This window comes from Oceanobacillus jeddahensis, from assembly GCF_000750635.1.
GTDB lineage: Bacteria > Bacillota > Bacilli > Bacillales > Amphibacillaceae > Oceanobacillus > Oceanobacillus jeddahense.
Map to the genome: position 1 here is coordinate 88,418 of NZ_CCDM010000003.1, position 18,495 is coordinate 106,912.

At 38.6% G+C, this 18,495-nt stretch carries 18 protein-coding genes and 1 pseudogene; 16 read left to right on the forward strand and 3 right to left on the reverse strand.

The annotated features are described in order from the left end of the window. Nucleotides 1–110 precede the first annotated feature (110 nt). From BN986_RS13785 to BN986_RS13830, 10 genes and pseudogenes are all read left to right on the forward strand, one after another. The gene (locus BN986_RS13785; protein ID WP_040981119.1) at nucleotides 111–1,031 is read left to right on the forward strand and encodes an ATP-binding cassette domain-containing protein; all 921 of its coding nucleotides are present in this window, start codon (nucleotides 111–113) and stop codon (nucleotides 1,029–1,031) included. 103 nt (nucleotides 1,032–1,134) lie between these two features. Beyond that, a pseudogene (locus BN986_RS13790) lies at nucleotides 1,135–1,713 on the forward strand (ABC transporter permease); the annotation flags it as partial. A 146-nt stretch (nucleotides 1,714–1,859) separates the two neighbouring features. Next, nucleotides 1,860–2,567 (forward strand): ABC transporter permease, encoded by a 708-nt coding sequence (locus tag BN986_RS13795; RefSeq protein WP_476739075.1) that lies wholly within the window; start codon nucleotides 1,860–1,862, stop codon nucleotides 2,565–2,567. A 74-nt stretch (nucleotides 2,568–2,641) separates the two neighbouring features. Then, nucleotides 2,642–3,163 carry a hypothetical protein gene (locus tag BN986_RS13800; protein ID WP_040981121.1) on the forward strand — a complete coding sequence of 174 codons (522 nt, stop codon included), beginning with the start codon at nucleotides 2,642–2,644 and terminating at the stop codon, nucleotides 3,161–3,163. Nucleotides 3,164–3,336: 173 nt separating this feature from the next. Further along, a complete protein-coding gene (locus BN986_RS13805; protein ID WP_040981122.1) occupies nucleotides 3,337–3,705 on the forward strand; it encodes a hypothetical protein in 369 nt (122 codons plus the stop codon). Between the two features lie 402 nt (nucleotides 3,706–4,107). Further along, the gene (locus tag BN986_RS13810; protein WP_244445005.1) at nucleotides 4,108–4,527 is read left to right on the forward strand and encodes a hypothetical protein; all 420 of its coding nucleotides are present in this window, start codon (nucleotides 4,108–4,110) and stop codon (nucleotides 4,525–4,527) included. A gap of 145 nt (nucleotides 4,528–4,672) precedes the next feature. Next, nucleotides 4,673–5,002, forward strand: coding sequence for a leucocin A/sakacin P family class II bacteriocin (locus BN986_RS13815; protein ID WP_040981124.1), 330 nt, complete (start codon nucleotides 4,673–4,675; stop codon nucleotides 5,000–5,002). 720 nt (nucleotides 5,003–5,722) lie between these two features. After that, the gene (locus tag BN986_RS13820) at nucleotides 5,723–6,748 is read left to right on the forward strand and encodes a WD40/YVTN/BNR-like repeat-containing protein (RefSeq protein ID WP_040981126.1); all 1,026 of its coding nucleotides are present in this window, start codon (nucleotides 5,723–5,725) and stop codon (nucleotides 6,746–6,748) included. 138 nt (nucleotides 6,749–6,886) lie between these two features. Further along, nucleotides 6,887–8,575: a gamma-glutamyltransferase family protein gene (locus BN986_RS13825; protein WP_052400799.1), complete on the forward strand. Its 1,689-nt coding sequence runs from the start codon at nucleotides 6,887–6,889 to the stop codon at nucleotides 8,573–8,575. Between the two features lie 64 nt (nucleotides 8,576–8,639). Then, complete coding sequence (locus tag BN986_RS13830; protein WP_040981128.1) at nucleotides 8,640–9,761, forward strand: DUF418 domain-containing protein; 1,122 nt, start codon at nucleotides 8,640–8,642, stop codon at nucleotides 9,759–9,761. Between the two features lie 79 nt (nucleotides 9,762–9,840). Here BN986_RS13830 and BN986_RS13835 read toward each other — a convergent pair whose 3' ends face one another. Beyond that, nucleotides 9,841–11,079, reverse strand: coding sequence for an aminopeptidase (locus tag BN986_RS13835; RefSeq protein ID WP_040981130.1), 1,239 nt, complete (start codon nucleotides 11,077–11,079; stop codon nucleotides 9,841–9,843). 70 nt (nucleotides 11,080–11,149) lie between these two features. Here BN986_RS13835 and BN986_RS13840 point away from each other — a divergent pair, with 70 nt between their 5' ends. From BN986_RS13840 to BN986_RS13860, 5 genes are all read left to right on the forward strand, one after another. Beyond that, nucleotides 11,150–11,560, forward strand: coding sequence for an MmcQ/YjbR family DNA-binding protein (locus BN986_RS13840; protein ID WP_052400800.1), 411 nt, complete (start codon nucleotides 11,150–11,152; stop codon nucleotides 11,558–11,560). A gap of 138 nt (nucleotides 11,561–11,698) precedes the next feature. Further along, the gene (locus BN986_RS13845; RefSeq protein WP_040981132.1) at nucleotides 11,699–12,178 is read left to right on the forward strand and encodes a metal-dependent hydrolase; all 480 of its coding nucleotides are present in this window, start codon (nucleotides 11,699–11,701) and stop codon (nucleotides 12,176–12,178) included. A 48-nt stretch (nucleotides 12,179–12,226) separates the two neighbouring features. Further along, nucleotides 12,227–12,631, forward strand: a complete 405-nt coding sequence (locus tag BN986_RS13850) for a GNAT family N-acetyltransferase (RefSeq protein WP_040982151.1) — start codon at nucleotides 12,227–12,229, stop codon at nucleotides 12,629–12,631. A gap of 488 nt (nucleotides 12,632–13,119) precedes the next feature. After that, nucleotides 13,120–14,139 (forward strand): hypothetical protein, encoded by a 1,020-nt coding sequence (locus BN986_RS13855; RefSeq protein ID WP_040981134.1) that lies wholly within the window; start codon nucleotides 13,120–13,122, stop codon nucleotides 14,137–14,139. 87 nt (nucleotides 14,140–14,226) lie between these two features. Then, complete coding sequence (locus tag BN986_RS13860) at nucleotides 14,227–14,823, forward strand: TetR/AcrR family transcriptional regulator (RefSeq protein ID WP_040981136.1); 597 nt, start codon at nucleotides 14,227–14,229, stop codon at nucleotides 14,821–14,823. A 258-nt stretch (nucleotides 14,824–15,081) separates the two neighbouring features. Here the strand turns inward: BN986_RS13860 and BN986_RS13865 are convergent, their stop codons facing one another. Together BN986_RS13865 and BN986_RS13870 are read right to left on the reverse strand one after the other, a co-directional pair. Further along, the gene (locus BN986_RS13865) at nucleotides 15,082–15,525 is read right to left on the reverse strand and encodes a DoxX family protein (RefSeq protein ID WP_052400801.1); all 444 of its coding nucleotides are present in this window, start codon (nucleotides 15,523–15,525) and stop codon (nucleotides 15,082–15,084) included. Nucleotides 15,526–15,529: 4 nt separating this feature from the next. Next, nucleotides 15,530–16,069, reverse strand: a complete 540-nt coding sequence (locus BN986_RS13870) for a PadR family transcriptional regulator (protein ID WP_040981137.1) — start codon at nucleotides 16,067–16,069, stop codon at nucleotides 15,530–15,532. Between the two features lie 199 nt (nucleotides 16,070–16,268). On the opposite strand from BN986_RS13870, the gene BN986_RS13875 reads away from it, so the two are divergent. Continuing rightward, nucleotides 16,269–18,311, forward strand: a complete 2,043-nt coding sequence (locus BN986_RS13875) for a catalase (protein ID WP_040981140.1) — start codon at nucleotides 16,269–16,271, stop codon at nucleotides 18,309–18,311. Nucleotides 18,312–18,495 lie beyond the last annotated feature (184 nt).

Consider the following 18,495-nt stretch of genomic DNA (forward strand, 5'->3'; position numbering starts at 1 on the left):
CTGCTCTTTGCAAACTTAAGAAATTCGTAAGACTTCGTTAAGAAAAAAGACAATTTTAACGTTTATCATTATTGATATAGAAATTTTGCAAAGAAAAGGAGGACAATATCGTGGAATATATTGTAAGAACACATGATTTAGGGAAGCGATTTAATGGAAGCAATGTGGTTTCCAATGTCAATATGAATATCAAGAAAGGAGAAATATACGGGCTTTTGGGACCTAATGGTTCCGGAAAGAGCACAATAATGAAAATGATCCTGAACCTATTAAAACCTAGTCAGGGTGCAATTGAAGTTTTTAGTGAAACGTTGACAAACAAATCTTATGAAATATTTAAAAGAATGAATGCGATTATTGAATACCCTATTTTTTACGAGAAACTTACCGCAGAGGACAATCTGGATATGCATTGTGAGTATATGGGTTATTACAATAAACAAGATATTAAAAATGCTTTAGACCTTGTAAATCTTAAGAACATTAATAACAAAGCAGTGAAAAATTTTTCCTTAGGTATGAAACAAAGACTGGGGATTGCAAGAGCAGTTATTACGAAACCGGAGTTATTGATATTGGATGAGCCAGTCAATGGACTGGACCCGGTAGGAATTATAGAAATTAGGGATTTACTTGAAATGCTAAATAAAGAGTATGGTATAACAATACTGATTTCAAGTCATATTTTGGCGGAAATAGAGCAAATTGCTGACACAATAGGCGTAATGAATAATGGCTATTTGGTAGAAGAAGTTTCCATGGATTCAATTAGAGAAAATAATGCGGAGTATATTGAAATCGAAACTGATGAGGTTCAAAAAACGGTATATATTATTGATTCAGAGCTAAATATACAAAATTTTAAAGTACTTGATATGAACAAAATAAGGATATACGAAACAGGAATGTCACAAAATCAAATCTATAAAAAATTAATGGAAAATGATATTTCTATTACATCCATTAATACGAAGACGGCTTCATTGGAGGACTATTTCTTGTCCTTAATTGGAGGCGAGAAAAATGCTTAAATTAATGCATTTAGAAATGAGAAAAATAACTTTCGGACGATATGTTATTACTGCTTTAGCAGCATGATTTGCTGTTACCGGGTTTTTATTCTTCGCGCTATACACAGATAGAAATACGGTTGCTGCTACCAGTTCAGATTTTTTCTTCGTGGTTGACAGCACCAGAATGGTTTTTATTGTGTTTGCAGGTGTATTAATTTCGAGGCTAATCATTGAAGAATATAATGATAAAACCATCTCATTGATGTTTATGTATCCAATTAGCAGAAAAAAGATCATGATCTCAAAATTATTGATTATTATATCTGCTACTTTTTTCTTCATATACGCATCAAGAATTTTTGTAGCTGCTGTTTTATATATGTTAAACAACTACTTGAATTTTATCGATGAGGGCATAGCGATTCCTGTGATAACTGAATATTTAAAAAACATAGCCGTCTATGACCTTTCTTTCAGTGGTATTAGCTTAGTTCCTTTATTTTTTGGGATGCTCAAAAAATCTGTTAGAACGACAATCATCACATCTGTTATTATTGCGATTTTTTTCGGTATAAGCAATGAAGAACTGTCGGAACTATCGATAAACTCTTTCATTGTTAGATCATTGATATTTATTATCATTGGCGTGATTGCTACGTATTTATCAATAAGAAATATGGAACAGAAGGATGTACTTTAATGTTAATTCAAAAAAATGTAAACCAAAAACGATTTATTCATATCCCATCAAAGCAAGAAAAGGAGTTTATATAAAGTAATACATTTATAGGAATGCACGGTTTAGGAAAAGTGTCTAATGGAGTTAATATAATTTCCAATGCCGATATGAACATCAAGAGAGGTGAGAAAATGCTTAAGTTAATGAGTTTAGAAATGAGGAAAATAAATTTTGGACGATATATAAATAGCTCTTTAGCGGCATGCTTTGCTGTTACCGGATTTTTATTCTTCATGTTATATATCGATAGAGATTTTTATACTGCTAGCAGTACAGATTTCTTCTTTCTAGTTGATAGTATTACAAGAATGGTTTTTATTATATTTTCAGGTGCATTAATTTCAAGATTAATTATTGATGAATACAATGATAAGACCATTACTTTAATGTTTACGTATCCGATTAGCAGAAAAAAATTAATTAGCTCAAAGTTATTGATTATTATATGCTTTACCTTTTTCTCTATACTCTTATCAAGAATTTTTGCAACAGTTGTTTTAACGATGTTCGATAACAACTTGAATTTTATAGATGGAGACATAACGGTTCCAATGATTATAGAGCATTTTAGAAATACCATTCTGTATGACTTTTCTGCCAGTGGTATCAGCTTAGTCCCTCTATTTTTGGGGATGCTTAAAAAGTCTGTTAGAACGACGATTATTACATCCATTATTATTGCAGCTTTTTTCGGTGCAAGCAATGAAGACCTATCGATAGGTTCCTTCATCGTCATACCATTAACACTTACTATCATTGGTGCGGTTGCTTCGTATTTATCAATAAGAAATATTGAGCACAAAGACGTATTTTAATAATAATAGGAAAAAATAAAAAGATATTTTGTTTAAAAAAACAGAAAAATCAAAATATATAGGGGTTACTAGAGATGAGACAAGACTATATTTATCTTTTATTCACAAATACTGGTACATTACTGACAAAAGCTATCGGAATGTACACCAAAGCGGAATACAATCATGTTTCGTTAGCTTTGGATTTGGAACTAAATGAAATATACAGCTTTGGCAGGAAGCATCTACGCAATCCGTTCTGGGGAGGATTTGTGAAGGAAAGTACAGAAGAAGAGCTTTTCCAGAAAGCAAACTGCTCTATTTATGCTTTTGCTATCAATTCAAAACAAAGCGAGAAATTACAAGAAACATTAACATTTTTTAAAAGTAGAAAGGATGTTTATCACTATAATGTATTAGGTCTGTTTGGAATATTGTTTAACAAGCCTATACAGCGATCAAATGCTTACTTCTGCTCGCAATTTGTGGCTTATCTGTTGATAGAAGCTGGTATGGTTTCTTTTGATAAACCTCCGGAGCTTATTACCCCGCAGGATATCCAGCAGCTGCCCGGATTGATTTCTATCTATCAAGGGAAATTACAAGATGCTGTATGAGCTCTGAGTAAGAATAATACAATTTTTATCGCAGTGTAACTGGCTGGGACTGGGGCTTCGGTTACTCGCCCCATCGTAAAGAGCTGTGCGTCGAAAAAAACTCACTGAATGAAGTTCCGCTTTATAATGAAAAAACTTAATTGCAGATATTTCATGCACAAGGAGGACTATGTTTGAAAAGATTAGGTTTATTAGTTTTAACGCTGATCGTATCCATCATAGCGTTGTTTGTCACCGCTTATTATCAAAGAGATTTTAATACACTTTCCTTAGATGATTCGCAAATCATTCAGGCAAGCATTATTATAATGGTTATTTTGTTTATTCCTCCAGTCTTGTTATCTTTTTTTAACCATAAATTCTGGAGATTTATCTCAGCCATATATCAATCTATGTTTTTCTTAGGATTTATCGTTCTTGTACCGACAGGCGTATTCAGCTTTAACGCGGTCTTTATTAGTATCGTTTCGTTGGTCGGTGCAGTGATCAGTCTTTGGAGTATTTTTATTACGTTGCCAGAAAGCTTTTTTAAAGAGGAATAATTTGAATAAATATGATTTAGAAAAGGGATGACCTTTTGTATGTATATAGCGGTATCCTTGATTTAAAAATAATATACGACAATTGTCGTAGAAAGGGGCTTTTGCACAATCAATTACCCGATTGTGCAAAAGCTCCTTATTTATCACGGAGAACCGCCCGTAAAACTCCCACTGAATGAAGTTTCGTTTTATGTTGAAAAATGAATTAAGAATTAATTAAGAAATGTATAAGAGGGAGTTAATAGTTATTGATTATGCTGCTTTTAGAATAAATAAGGGACACATTTTTGAGTCTCAAATAAGGAGTTTAAATTATGTTAAAAAAAATTTACTTTTGGTTCCGTAATAGCCCATCTCTGGGTTCAATGGATTTTGTTGGGGAGCATTTTAGTAGATACGTTCATGTTGTATCCCAATATTTTTCATAACATCCCTAATTCGTTAGAACTTGGGATGGAATTTATGGAAGTTGCTAGCCCACATACCTATTTTCCACCTCTGGGAGCAGCAAGCATTTTAACAGGAATTATAGGATTGATATTAATATGGAAAATCAAATCGGTTAGATATTGGATGTTGTTCAGTATTCTCATGATTGTGTTAGAAGGAGCTACATCAATGGTATTTGAATGGTCACGTAACGAGATCCTGTTCATCGAAGGCGCAGAGGTTCATTCTGTTGACTTTCTGAAACAAACAGCACAAGAATTCCTTATTGTTCACGGATTTCGTGTTGCCTATAACATCATCGGTTCCATTTTAATGTTTGTTGGGTTTATCAAGTATTACCAGCACCATTTTGTGCCTTTAAAAAAGGAATAGATTATAAAGGGAAACTTCCTTCAGAGGAGATTTTCCCCCTCTGAAGGAAGTTTCCCTTTATGGTATTTGTTGAATAGTTGTGAAAATTATGTTAGGTTGAAAGCCAAATCATTTTAGGACTAAAAAGCAAAAAGGAGCGTCTGTTATGAAAAAAAGAATGAAATTAGGATTAGCAACCTTAACCTTAGGCTTAGGATTATCCGTTTTTTCAACTCAAGAAGTTCAAGCTGAGTCAGTGGACTATGGAAACGGCGTTCATTGCGATGATGAAAATGGTTGTACAATAAACTATAGTGAAGCTTTTCAACAATCTGTAGATAGGGCTATAGAAAGTTATTCAACAGGATTAGTCTCAGCTCCTGTTAAATCCAATAGCAAATCGAAACCTAATCAATCCACTAGTAAAACTAATAATGATCCTAATCCTACTCGTCCAGAGCCAGGTACAACAACTGGCAGCCCAAGTATGAATTAGATACGTATTAGATTAGTTGAGAGATATGAAAGAGAAACAATTAATGCCTCTTAGGCTGTCGAGAACCCATCGGCAGCCTATTTTTTATTTAATGGTCCATCCATTCGTTATAGATGAGAATAGCTTACTAAATTGAAAAATAGTAGTTTAATCATTTTTAACAAGATATTTTTAACTGTAAAATGACTTATGATACGCTAGCGGGGAAAGAATATTTTGACATGGATCCAGGTGAAATCCGCTAGTGTAGGGTAGCGGATTTCACCTTTAAAAAATAGAATCATAAAACGAAACTTCATTCAGTGGGAGTTTTTCGACGCACAACTCTTTACGATGGGACGAGTAATCGCAGTCCCAGTCCCAACCCCAGGACGTCGCGAACTTTGTCTGCTTCCTTCATTCTCCCACTGAATTAGCCTAAGTGATTCAGGGAGGTAGCGCCCGTTATCTCCCGCCTAAATAAATTTATTTTCGCTCTTTATTTGGAGGCGGGAGTTTTACGGGCGGTTCTCCGTGATAAAAAGTCAGATTTGGATGTTTACGAGTTAGATTTATGGTGAATAAAGCTAACTATAAAAGATTTTTTTCATTGTATTTCGATATTCTTTTTATTTTTTTACAAGTATACTAAATGGATTGGATGATTTTCCTAATATCTCAATATAAATAGGAAAGTTTATTGTTCTGCCAGATTCATAATAAACCAAGGTGGTGAGCAGCATGGAAGTTTTATATTTTTCAGCTGGAAGTTCTGTTTATGAAATGAAAAAAGAAGAACAGGAATGGATAATGGAAGAAAGACCGGCACCGGCTCCGTTTTTATGTCTTGCGGCAGACCCGGGCCGGAAAGGACGGCTGTATGGAGGGAGCTTTAACGAGGGTTTGTGGATAAGTGATGACAGCGGCAAAACATGGAAGCCTGCTGGATCAGGAATATCGCATAACAGCGTCATGAGTGTTGCAGTCAGTCCAACAGAGGTGAAAAATGGCTATCATGTCGTTTGGGCTGGGACCGAACCGAGCAGGCTATTTCGTTCGGAAGACGGGGGAGAAACTTGGGTCGATTGTCCGGCTTTATTAGATTTACCTTCCAAATCTTCTTGGAGTTTCCCGCCCCGTCCATACACGCATCATGTGCGATGGATTGAACCGGATAGACATGAAGAGAACCGCATATTTGTAGGTATTGAACTTGGTGGTGTGATGAAAAGTGAAGATAAAGGAATGAGTTGGGAAGATCGAAAAGCCAACTCACAATATGATTGTCATACTTTAACGATGCATCCTCAAGTTCCAGGGCGGATATACGAAGCTGCGGGCGGCGGCTATGCTGAAAGCTTTGATGCCGGAAATACTTGGCAGACGGTCAATGAGGGTTTGGAACCTTATAACTATTTGGTTCATATTGCTGTAGATTCAGGGAATCCGGATACAATGGTGGCGTCTGCGGCTAGGAGTCCCTATGAAGCATATGATCCAGCCCGTGCAAGTTCGATTTTAGTACGACGCGAAGATGGAGCTCCTTGGTCACCAGTATATAAAGGTTTGCCTGATACGGAAGGTTCCTCCGTTTTTGCATTAATTTCGCATCCATCCCAATCAGGTGTTTTTTACGCCGTTAATAATCTCGGCTTTTATCTTTCTTATGATGCGGGTCAAACCTGGGGAAAAGTGCCATTGGAGTGGCCGGATCATTTAACCACAAAAAGAATCCATGGGTTCACGATGGTTGTTTCTTCGGATTAAACTTTAATAGTGACCTTGTTCTTTATAGCAAATAAAATTTCATTAACTCCTACAGACATGTTAGATGACTTCTATTTCGAATATGTGTAAGGACTTTTAACAAACATGCGTCAAGACATCATGAAAGGGGTTGCATATATGCAATTAAAAAGGCGTGAAAAGCGCCAGAGCAGCTTGATTTTTACTGTTACAACAATGATATTGCTTGTACTTAGCGGATGTGCCTCAGAGGATGAGACCGACAAGGAACCTGAGCCAGATCCGCCTGAAGAGGACAGTGAGGTGGTTGATCCGCCAGACAATGATGAAGAACCGGAAGAAGAGCCGGTTGTGCCAGAGGCTTACGGTGTCAGTGCAGGACATCCGGATGCTGTAGAGGCTGGAATGACCGTTTTAGAAAATGGGGGTAATGCTGTGGATGCAGCCATTGCAGCTGCCTATGTTGTTTCCGTTGTGGAGCCCTTTGCTTCAGGAATCGGTGGTGGTGGTGTGACACTGGTTCAAGAACAAGGCGAAGATCCGGAGGCATACGATTATCGTGAAGTTGTACCCGAAGATGGTGTTCCTGCAACAGATATTGGTGTGCCAGGGTTTGTAGCGGGTACGAAAGAATTACATGATGACTACGGGGAAGCTGATTGGCAGACAGTGATTGACCCGGCGGTTGATTTGGCAGAAAGTTCGGAGGTGTCTGAAACGTTAGCGCAGCAGCTACAATCAGCACAGGATCGCTTGCCGGTCGAACAGCTAGATCAATTCTATCCTGATGGCGCAGCGATTGAAGCTGGCTCCACTTTAGAGCAACCGGCATTGGCAGAAACGTTGCGTGATATTCGTGATAGTGGTGGGACATCTTTTTATGAAGGGAACACTGGAGAAGCTTTAGCAGCTATTGAAGGGCTGAACATGAATTCTCTTGCGAACTTCGATGTTGGACGGCATGATCCGGTGACCGGAGAATTTGCCGGATATGAGGTGACAGGTGCTCCACCCCCGTTACCTGGCGCCAGTGTTATTCAAATGCTGCAAATCATAGAAGAGCGGGGAACATTAGAAGAAGAGCGGAATAGCATGCCATTTGTGCATGACATTGCGATGTCTTGGCGAATCGCCCAGCAATTTGTTGACACGGATTTTGGCGATCCTTCGTTTGTGGATGTTCCGGTTGACTCTCTCGTTGACCGTGAACAGAATGCTGTTTTAGCAGAAGAAATCTCCAGTGACAGCTTGTTGCCTGAGGACGAAGAGCGGACTCATGGCGATTCGGATCCGAATACGACGCATATCACTGTTATTGACGATAATGGCACAGTCGTTTCCATGACAAATACGCTGACCAATTTCTTTGGATCCGGCGTATACACAGACGGCTTTTTTCTTAACAATCAAATGGCTCGGTTTGATATTGGTCAAACGGAGCAAAATGAACCTGAGCCTGGACGGCGTTCTGTTACCTGGTCATCCCCGATGATTGTTGCAGATGATGAAGGCCCTGTTTTAGGAATTGGCAGCCCGGGAGGTGAACGTATTCCGATTATGCTTACGCAAGTGATTTCTGACTGGGTTCAGGAAGACTCGGATCTGGAAACCGTTGTTGAAGCCGACCGTTTCCATCTTACGGATAATACGCTTGTGATGGAGTCCGCACCAGAAGCGGATGTGAGGGAAGCTTTGCTTGATATTGGGTATAACGAGATTCGTGAAGCTCCGACTCCGCTGTATTTCGGATCTGTTCAGGCTTTGATGATCGATCGGGACAATGATAACATCTCAGGAGCGACCGATCCCCGGCGGGAGGCCGATTGGAACGTAGAAACACGAGATTAAGTAAGGTATCTAGTATTCTAAGAAATTCACTTGGGTATTAATGTAAGGAGTTAAAGGGGATTCTATGACATCCATGAACCAGAAAAATCAACATCAAAGAATTGCTATTTTAGACCAAATGCGGGGCGTTGCTTTACTCGGAATCTTTTTAGCAAATGTCCCTGGTTTGTCTTCAGTCGATACGGAAAATTTGTCTCCAATCAATGAAATAGTAAGAAGTTTGGAAGAGATTATATTAACTGACAGTACTCGGCCTTTATTTGCATTCATGTTTGGCTTGAGTCTCATGTTACTTTATAATCGCTTAAGAACGAAGGAAATCAATCCTTATCCGATATTGCTCAGACGGTTATTTTTGCTTGCCCTTGTCGGCGCTGTGCACGGTTATGTTATTTGGTCGGGAGATATTCTGCTCATGTATGGGATGGCAGGATTTATCCTTCTGCTGTTTATGAATTGGTCAGCAACCGGATTAGTTATTACTGCTTTCCTCTTCTGGATCGGTTATACCATTGGAGCGGATGTAATCAGTTACTTCTCGTCCTATAATTTGTCCCTTGAAGACGGTTTGAAAGGTCTGTTGCCTGATTCCAAAGAACCGCCGACAGGAACAGAATATCTTATTATTGAGTTTTCTTCCATGGTCGCACATATTGGTTTTTTCGTGTTTGGTATGTATGCGTATCGCAAGGGTTTGTTTGCAATAATCGAAAACCGGAGAAAAACCATGGGCTTATTGACCGTTATTTTTCTGGTGATTGGCTTGGCAGGGAAAGCAAGCCTTTATGACAGGATTGCGTTACATCCATTAGAAAACTTCTACCCCTTTGTTGTGACGATCGGTATGATTTTAGTCATTGTTCTCTTAGGAACAAGCAAGACAAGCATATCGAAGTTGCTTGTCCCGTTTACCTCGATTGGTAAGATGGCGTTTACGAATTACATCATGCAATCCCTCATATTCGTAAGCTTGTTTCAATCGAGTGGACGAACTTTTTTTATCAACTTAGGGATTTGGCAGGAACCAAGCTATGCGTTCGCTCTTGGGGTTGGTGTGATCGTATTCGCCGCGCAAATGGTTTTCAGCCATCTTTGGTTAAAAGTATTCTCTTACGGACCGTTTGAATGGCTATGGAGAATAGGGACTTATGGAAAAATGGTTCCAATAAAAAGGAAAGAGGAATAGATGCATTCTATTTACCAATGTAAAAAATCCAACTCAGCTTGCAGTTGGATTTTTTACTGACTATTTACTGATGAGCGGGCTAAGCCCAAGCCCCTTTTCGGAAGACAGGAACACGGCTGCCATCTTCTTTAATGCCATCAATATCCATTTGATCCGAACCGATCATAAAGTCAACATGTGTTGCTGAACGATTCAGGCCTGCTTCTTTTAATTCTTCTTCTGACATCTCTGTTCCGCCTTCTAAGTTGAACGCATAAGCAGAACCTAGCGCTAAGTGATTTGAAGCATTTTCATCAAATAACGTATTGAAGAATGTCAATCCTGATTGGGAAATAGGTGAAGCATCCGGAACTAATGCAACTTCGCCTAAGCGGGATGCGCCTTCGTCTTGCTGGACTAATTTTTGAATAACCTCTTCGCCTTTTTCAGCAGTCACTTTGGTTACTTTCCCATTTTCAAAATGGAATTCCATCCCTTCGATGACAGAACCGGCATAACTTAACGGTTTGGTTGAAACGACAACGCCGTCAACCCGCTTAGCATCTGGAGCGGTAAATACTTCTTCTGTCGGCATATTCGCTATAAAACGTTCCCCGCGGGAGTTAAAGCTTCCAGCACCTTCCCAGCGGTGATTTTTTGGCAGGCCGACCGTTAAGTCCGTACCCGGCGCAGTGTAATGTAGTGCTGTAAATTGTTCTTTATTCAATGATTCCGCTTTCGTTTCCAGGGTTTTATCTTTTTCTTCCCATGTGCGGATCGCGTCGTCATCATATAAATGAATCGCTTTGAAAATAGCGTCCCATAATGCATTGGTTTGTTCTTTCGCTGAATCTAAATCCGGAAAGACTTTCGCTGCCCATTCCGAGCCGGCTGCAGCTGCCACAACCCATGAGATTTTATTTGACTGCGTTGCTTGCGCTAGTGGTTTAAAAGCTTCCCCGGCTACTTTTTGCGTTGCTGCGATTTTTTCTCCATCTAATCCTTTTAAGGCATCAGGATCATTGGAAACAACATTGATACGGCTGGCGCCTTGTTCAATGATGTAGTTCATTTCTTCGAGTCGATAATCCGGAATATCTGTTAAGGTTTCCGTTGATTGATGCTCAAACCCAAGTCTTGAGATTTTATCGTCTCCCCATTTAACAATAACGCGTTTTGCTCCTTTTTCATAAGCAGCTTTTGTAATTTTACGTGCTAACGGAGCTTGCTCGACATCGATGGTAAGAACGACAGAATGTCCTTCTTGGACATTAATACCGGTAGAAACGATTAATTCAGCATATTTTTGCAGGTATTCATCAAAATTTTCCAAAGTCATATATAGAGCCTCCTTGTGAAGTTGATATACCTTTTTATGGTAGCATAACCATTTAGGAATAACAATTTGGATGTTAAAGTGGTATGAAGCGCATTGTTTCAATAAATCTATTGTAGAGGTGATTTTAGTGTGCAGAGAAGCAGTTTTACATTATGCCAAAAGAAAATACGATACGGAGCCTGATTACCCCTGGGCAAAATTTTCTAACTACGCTGTGCTTCGGCATAAGAAAAACGGTAAGTGGTTTGGACTGCTGATGGATGTGGATAAAGAGAAATTAAATATAGAAGGAGAAGGGGCTGTTGATGTTTTAAATGTCAAATGCGATCCGGAATTAGCATCGATTTTAAGAAAAGAAAACGGAATACTGCCTGCTTACCATATGAACAAAGAACATTGGATTAGTATTCTGCTGGATGGTTCTGTGTCAGAAGGTGAGATTTTTCAGCTCCTGGATACAAGCTATCATTTAACAAAGTAGGAAATGATTCATGTACTAGATAGGAATTGTATACCGTGTTGTGAATAAATATAATCAATTAAAAGAAACGTATGTTCTTTTTCTTTGGATAATGTTATGATAAGATAATGCAATTTACAAATGAAGGAGAAAAAGAGCATGACAGGGAAAACACATATCATGGCTGGTATCACAGCAACGACAGCTATTGTAGCTATCACGGATGCATATCAACCTGAATGGTTTATTGCAGCTGGTGCAGCAGGTGGATTGCTTCCGGACATTTGTCACAGCGGCAGCAAAATCGGGCGGAGATTTCCTGCGATTTCTAAAGTAGTCAATAGCCTTTTTGGGCATCGAACCTTTACACATAGTTTATTATTCTTAGCGTTGGTGGCGTTTGTTTTATCTAAGTTCGTCAGTAATCCATCGATTACCATGGGGATCTTAGTAGGCATGGTTACACATTTCATACTAGACGCTTTCACCAAACAAGGAATTAAGTTATTGTATCCTGCTAAGGTGACGATTCGATTTCCATTCGCCGCAACGACTGGCGGAAAAGCAGAAGGGATTGTTTTATTGGCGTTGACGGTAGTTACACTTTATTATGCCAACAATATACTTGCGCTTTTCTAAGTATGGATTTTTGATAAGAATTACAGCAAATAGGAGGCTGGCATGAAAATTCAATTGACAAAAATACAACAAGAACAAGCATGGAAGCTTAGACATGAAGTCATGTGGCCGGATGAGGATTTCAATTACATAAAATTAAAAGATGATGATTCAGGTATTCATTTGGGTCTTTTTAAAGATAATAGGCTGATTTCGGTCGTTTCGCTTTTTATAGACAAAGGGGAAGCTCAATTTAGAAAATTTGCAACCTTAAAATCAGAGCAGGGAAAAGGATATGGAGGCAGATTATTAGAATCCGTATTCGAGGAAGCGAAATTACATGAGGTGAAAAGAATTTGGTGTAATGCCAGAAAGAATAAAAGACATTTTTATCACAAGTTTGGTTTCCGGGAAACAGGTACAAGTTTTGTGAAGAACGGCAAGTCCTACGTTATCATGGAGAAATTCCTATAGTCCTCAAATAAGTTAAAGAAGGGGTTGTTGCACAATCAGATAACTGATCGTGTAACAGCTTTTTTTATACTTTTCTATCCGTGCAAAAAACAGGCCACACTGGGTATATTTCATCCAATCTTTTTTTTAATGGATTTTTTCTATTTATGCTAATATACGGGTTTGTAAGGTATTTTTGATCAAACTTTATTTTAAAAGCTGTAATGAGTTTTATGGTGGTCAACGGAGCCATAGAATAAGTTAATAATGCAATTGACGACTATTGAAAAATACGCTAAGATTAATTAAATGAATCATTCAATTAATAAATTTATCATGGAGAAACGCCCATAAAACTCCTGCCGCTAAATAAAGAGTAAGAATAAATTTATTTAGGCGGGAGATAACGGGCGCTAACCCCCCGATTCACTCAGGCTAATTCAGTGGAGTTTCTTCAACACTCCCACTGAATGAAGTTTCGTTTTATCTTCAAAAGGCAGGTGATGTAAATGGAAAATCAAAAAGCACTTATTCAGAAAGGGATAAATTATGATGTGGGTACAAACTTCAGCCCAAGTTCTTTAACGCGTGAATGGCGAAAGACTTTGATGGAGCAAGAGATCCAAGTGATAAGTGATCAATTACATTGCACTTCAATCCAGATTTATGGTACCGACATCAACAGACTGATTCAATGTGCAACGACTGCATTAGAAAATGGTCTTCACGTATGGCTTCAGCCCCGACTAGTCGAAGGAAGTCAAGAAGAAACGTTGGCTCATTTGTCGGAAGTCGCATTGGCAGCTGAACGATTGAGAAAGAAATATAAGAAAATCGATCTAAGCTTGGGCTGCGAACTTTCAATCTTTTCCTCTGGCATTATGCCTGGCCGGAATCATGATGAAAGGGCTTCGAAGCTACATACTATGTGGTGGTTGCTCCCTTGGTATAACAAGAAATTGAACGGCTACCTTAGGAAAGCCTGTAAAGTTGTTAGGTCAAGTTTTAAAGGCAAGATTAGTTATGCAGCAGCACTCTGGGAGCAGGTTGACTGGAAGGAATTCGACATGATCGGTTTGAATTTCTACAAGCTTGCCTACAATGAATCGAAATATACTAAAACGCTTAGAAAGCTTTATCGACAAAATAAACCGATCGTTATTTTTGAATTTGGATGTGCCACATACGAAGGCGCGGATAAAAAGGGGCCCCAAGGTCATGATATTATAGATTGGAGTACTCCTGTCCCCCAAATTAAAGGCAATTTTAAAAGAAACGAGAGAGTACAAGCGAATCATATTATTGAGCTTCTCAAAATATACAAATCAGAAAATATTTACGGTGCATTTGTATATGATTTTATTCAACCTTATCATCCTTACTCTCTCGACACACGGTATGATTTAGATATGGCTGGTTACAGTATTATAAAGGTTTATCCATCTGATTCTGAAAAGCTATACGAAAGTGGCTATTGGGAGCCTAAAATGGCTTTTGAAGAGATTGCCAAGTTTTATAAAACGAATTAATTACTATCCATTGATAAAGAAATCAGGATATCGTAATCTGAATAATTTACAGTAAAAAGAAAAATTAAAATAAGGGTTTGATAATAAATGAGATCATCTAACAAAGAAAAACAGGACCAGATTCGCAATGAGCGCAGAGAACAGATATTAGATGCGGCAGTAAAGGTCTTTTCACGGCGGGGCGTCGTTGGAACAAAAATGAGTATGATCGCTAATGCAGCTGGCATCAGCCCTGGTCTTCTGTACCATTATTTTAAATCGAAAGACGAGCTTTTCACTACACTTGTTGAGTGGGCAATGGAACAATCACATTCAACAATGATGTATGCATATCAATTTTCAGGATCACCCATTGAAAAAATACGAACTTTGACAGAACTTATACTTTGTGAAGGTGACTCGGCTTATTTCATGTTAATTCATCAGGCACGTACGTCAGATGGTGTTCCTGAGAGTGCTAAACGCCTTATTAAACATCATTCCATGGAAACATATGTTGATCAATTATACCCGTTGTTTAAAGAAGGACAACAAGTAGGCGATATAGCAGCTGGCGATCCAAAAGAACTGGTTTATTGTTATTTATCAGTTATTTCTGGCCTCATGTTGCTAGCTACTCAAGAGGATGAAGATCAGTATAAAATGAAAGTTGATATTCTCTTGCGAATGATAACCGGTTCTTGATAGTTTATAGAGATTTTATAAGAATCGAAATGGAAGACTACATATTGATTACGCTCAGCATGGCAAAGACAAAACTGTAATCATGAAAGACGGCCAAAAAAATTTTTAAAAAAGGGAGGCTTATTTAAATAAGTCAAAATCGGTTGTTTTACATGTTAGTACCAGAAATAAGAATAATCAACCTTAAAATAAGCAACCCAACATAGAAAAAGGAGCTGTTACCAAATACAAACTATGCATTTTGCGACAGCTCTTTCTTTAATTAAAAACAGCAATTAAAATGAAAGAGGCGATAAACAAGCATTGGACAAACAGTCTGACATATATATTCGTCGGCGGTTTGGTACCCAAATGAATATTTTGTTTAAACGCTTTGATATTAGCCGGGAACAGCACAATACATATTATAATACCAGCTATACTGGCAATTAACTGTGCAGAGGGGAAGAAAACCCCAATTGCGATCAATAACTCAATCATTCCAGTAGCATAGACAATGAATTTTGGAAATGGGAAAATCGCAGGCACCATTTGAATCAATGATTCTCTGACAGCAGGAATCAACCTTCCCATAAACGTATAGAGAAATGAAATGAAAATAGAGAACTGGGCAGCAGTGAGCAGCATGTGATCTGTTTTAAACAACAAGCTGATAATCATTCCTAAAAAAGCGCCGAAACAATAAATAATAAGTGTCTGCATCTTTTTACACTTCCTTTAATTTATTTAACGTGAATGAACACCAATCCATTTCTGCCTGCGAAATGTTCACACCATATTCCAGTGTTAGAATCCAGTACATATAATTTTGATGAGCACTCCAATTTTGTTCCACTTCTTTCTGAATACTTTTCAAGCTGTTAAGCCGCTCTACAATTATCTGTTTGTAGTTTGTGATTAAGGCTATGTTGTTTTTTATATCCGTATAATGACCAAAATTCAGACGTAAAAGTACTTCGTTTCTGAAGGACGGGGTACTTTTTAAATCTTCTTCCAGCCAATTGAATAATGCGTTCATCCCATCCCTGGTAATCGAATAGATATTTTGTTTTGGCCCTTTATTGCTCGAAGCTTCAGACTTGATAACAAGCTGTTCTGTTTCCAGTTTTTTTAAATAAGGATAAATCTGATTATACCCTACCTTCCAGTAAAAATTTTGATTTTGATCCATTACTTTTTTGATTTCGAACCCAGTTTTTGGGCTGTTTGCAAGTAGGCCAAGTAATAAATAATGGCTTTGGTTCATGAATTCACCTCCGCTATATCAATTTGATATAGTTAAGTGTATATGAATTAAAAAATGATTTCAATGGTTTAAGAGAAATTAATGAATAGATATTTTGTTAAAGGCTATCCAGCCATATGCAGAAACAAAACCATCATGAATACTTTTCATTTCTTTGCTAAAAATAAATAACATTACCATTGTTAGGAGATGAATCTATATGAGTGGACGCGAAAAAAATAAAAAGGAAAAGCAGTTAGAATCCTATATAAGGGATACCTATAATCAAGAGATGATTTCCAATGAAGGGAAAAAGATTGTAGATGATGAGAATTCATTGACTGCCGGTGATCGCGGTCCGACCTTGATTGAAGATTTTCTTGCCAGAGAAAAACTGGCACACTTTGACAGGGAAAGAATACCGGAGCGGGTTGTGCATGCACGGGGCTATGGCGCCTATGGAGAATTCGAGCTGTATCAATCTATGAGTGATGTCACAATGGCGGATTTCTTACAGGATCCCTCCAAGAAGACACCATTATTTGTGCGGTTTTCACAAGTAATCGGTTCAAGAGGCTGTAATGAAACGGTGCGTGATGTACGTGGGTTTTCTATTAAATTTTACACAGATGATGGGAATTTCGATATTGTTGCCATCAATTTCCCGATTTTCTTCATCCAAGATGCGATTAAATTCCCAGATTTGATTCACTCTGTCAAACCGGAACCTGATAATGAATACCCTCAAGGGCAGACAGCACATGATACATTTTGGGATTTCATGGGCAGCAACCCGGAAACAACTCATATGGCGATGTGGATCATGTCTGACAGAGCCATTCCAAAGAATTATCGTACCATGGAAGGTTTTGGCGTTCATACTTATCGTTTTGTAAACAAAGAGGGAATTGCGCATTTCGTAAAATTTCATATCAAGCCTGTACTCGGTGTTCATCCATTGATTTGGGACGAAGCACAAAAGCTTGGCGAGGATGCTGATTTTCACCGTAGAGACCTCTGGACGAATATCAAAATGGGAAATCATGTAGAATATGAACTTGCTGTACAGATTATTCGGGAAGACCAGGAATTTATGTTTGATTTCGATATTTTAGACCCGACAAAATTCTGGCCGGAAGAGGAAGTGCCGCTTCAAAAGATGGGTAAGATAACGTTGAATAAAACGGTTGATAATGCCTTTTCAGAAACGGAGCAAAGCGCGTTTCATCCAGGGAATATTGTTCGGGGAATTGATTACTCCAACGACCCGCTACTGCAGGGCCGCTTATTTTCGTATACAGATACGCAACAAGCACGAATTGGAGCCAATTACCAACAACTGCCTATCAACAAACCGGTTTGTCCAGTCTTTAACAACCAGCGGGATGGGAATTCACGTCATGTGATTGACCGCGGGAAAGTTTCTTATCATAAAAACTTATTGGCGGAAAATACACCGTCAGAGGTTCCGCCGGATAAGGGTGGGTTCGTTACTTATCCTTCCACTGTAGAAGGGTTGAAACAGCGTAAAACAGCGGATTCTTTTAAAGATCACTATACCCAGGCAAGGATTTTCTGGAATAGCATGACACCAGTAGAGCGGGAGCATATTATTGGAGCGTATAGCTTTGAACTGGGAAGATGCCTGATTGTTGCTGTGCGTCAGCAGATGGTGGACCGCTTAGCGAGGGTCAGCAAAGAGCTTGCAGAGGCGGTGGCGAAAAATGTGGGCGTCACCGTGCCGGATGTAGAAGAATCCACTGCTACGAAATCATCACCAGCGATAAGCTTGATGAATACAAACTTTGTGGCAGATACACTGAAAGTGGCTGTCTTTCTTGCAGAGGGCTTTCCTGGCAAGGAAGTGGATGCACTGCTTCTGCAATGGAAAAAGGCAGGCATGCATCCGGTGATTGTCAGCAATAAGCTTGGCGAGGTAAGCGGCAGCGATGGCATAACGTATCAGGTGGACCAAAGCTTTCTTACAGGATCGCCATTGAGCTATGAAGGCGTATATCTGGTTGGCGGAACCGGAGTGGATGACTATTTTCATCATCAAGCCCGTACGTTTATCATGAATATGTACAATCATTTTAAGCCGTTAGGGGCCAGAGAAGAAAGTGCTCATTTACTGAAGGAAATGGGTATTGATGGACAGCCTGGAGTGGTTATGGATATGGATTCGCAATTCGGACAAAAATTTATCGATGCCATGGCGAAGCAGCGTTTTTGGGAGCGTCCGAGTTACCTTTATAATATGTAAGGTAAAATATATTTGTTTGAGGAAGAAAGCATCAAATTACGATAACAGCGCGTAATTTGATGTTTTTCTTTGGAGGTTCATGCGAATGTATACTTGTCATAAACGTTATCATGTCTAGATATGAAATGCATGATTTACCAAATCTGTATAAGGTTATCAAGCAAGTTTGAGTTGATTGTTTAAG

Excerpts from the sequence above, each read along its gene's own strand:
- BN986_RS13795 (WP_476739075.1), top strand. The coding sequence starts at position 1,860 with ATGAACATCAAGAGAGGTGAGAAAATGCTTAAGTTAATGAGTTTAGAA.
- BN986_RS13800 (WP_040981121.1), top strand. The coding sequence starts at position 2,642 with ATGAGACAAGACTATATTTATCTTTTATTCACAAATACTGGTACATTA.
- BN986_RS13810 (WP_244445005.1), top strand. The coding sequence starts at position 4,108 with ATGTTGTATCCCAATATTTTTCATAACATCCCTAATTCGTTAGAACTT.
- BN986_RS13815 (WP_040981124.1), top strand. The coding sequence starts at position 4,673 with ATGAAAAAAAGAATGAAATTAGGATTAGCAACCTTAACCTTAGGCTTA.
- BN986_RS13820 (WP_040981126.1), top strand. The coding sequence starts at position 5,723 with ATGGAAGTTTTATATTTTTCAGCTGGAAGTTCTGTTTATGAAATGAAA.
- BN986_RS13825 (WP_052400799.1), top strand. The coding sequence starts at position 6,887 with ATGCAATTAAAAAGGCGTGAAAAGCGCCAGAGCAGCTTGATTTTTACT.
- BN986_RS13830 (WP_040981128.1), top strand. The coding sequence starts at position 8,640 with ATGACATCCATGAACCAGAAAAATCAACATCAAAGAATTGCTATTTTA.
- BN986_RS13835 (WP_040981130.1), bottom strand. The coding sequence starts at position 11,079 with ATGACTTTGGAAAATTTTGATGAATACCTGCAAAAATATGCTGAATTA.
- BN986_RS13840 (WP_052400800.1), top strand. The coding sequence starts at position 11,150 with ATGTTAAAGTGGTATGAAGCGCATTGTTTCAATAAATCTATTGTAGAG.
- BN986_RS13845 (WP_040981132.1), top strand. The coding sequence starts at position 11,699 with ATGACAGGGAAAACACATATCATGGCTGGTATCACAGCAACGACAGCT.
- BN986_RS13855 (WP_040981134.1), top strand. The coding sequence starts at position 13,120 with ATGGAAAATCAAAAAGCACTTATTCAGAAAGGGATAAATTATGATGTG.
- BN986_RS13860 (WP_040981136.1), top strand. The coding sequence starts at position 14,227 with ATGAGATCATCTAACAAAGAAAAACAGGACCAGATTCGCAATGAGCGC.
- BN986_RS13865 (WP_052400801.1), bottom strand. The coding sequence starts at position 15,525 with ATGCAGACACTTATTATTTATTGTTTCGGCGCTTTTTTAGGAATGATT.
- BN986_RS13870 (WP_040981137.1), bottom strand. The coding sequence starts at position 16,069 with ATGAACCAAAGCCATTATTTATTACTTGGCCTACTTGCAAACAGCCCA.
- BN986_RS13875 (WP_040981140.1), top strand. The coding sequence starts at position 16,269 with ATGAGTGGACGCGAAAAAAATAAAAAGGAAAAGCAGTTAGAATCCTAT.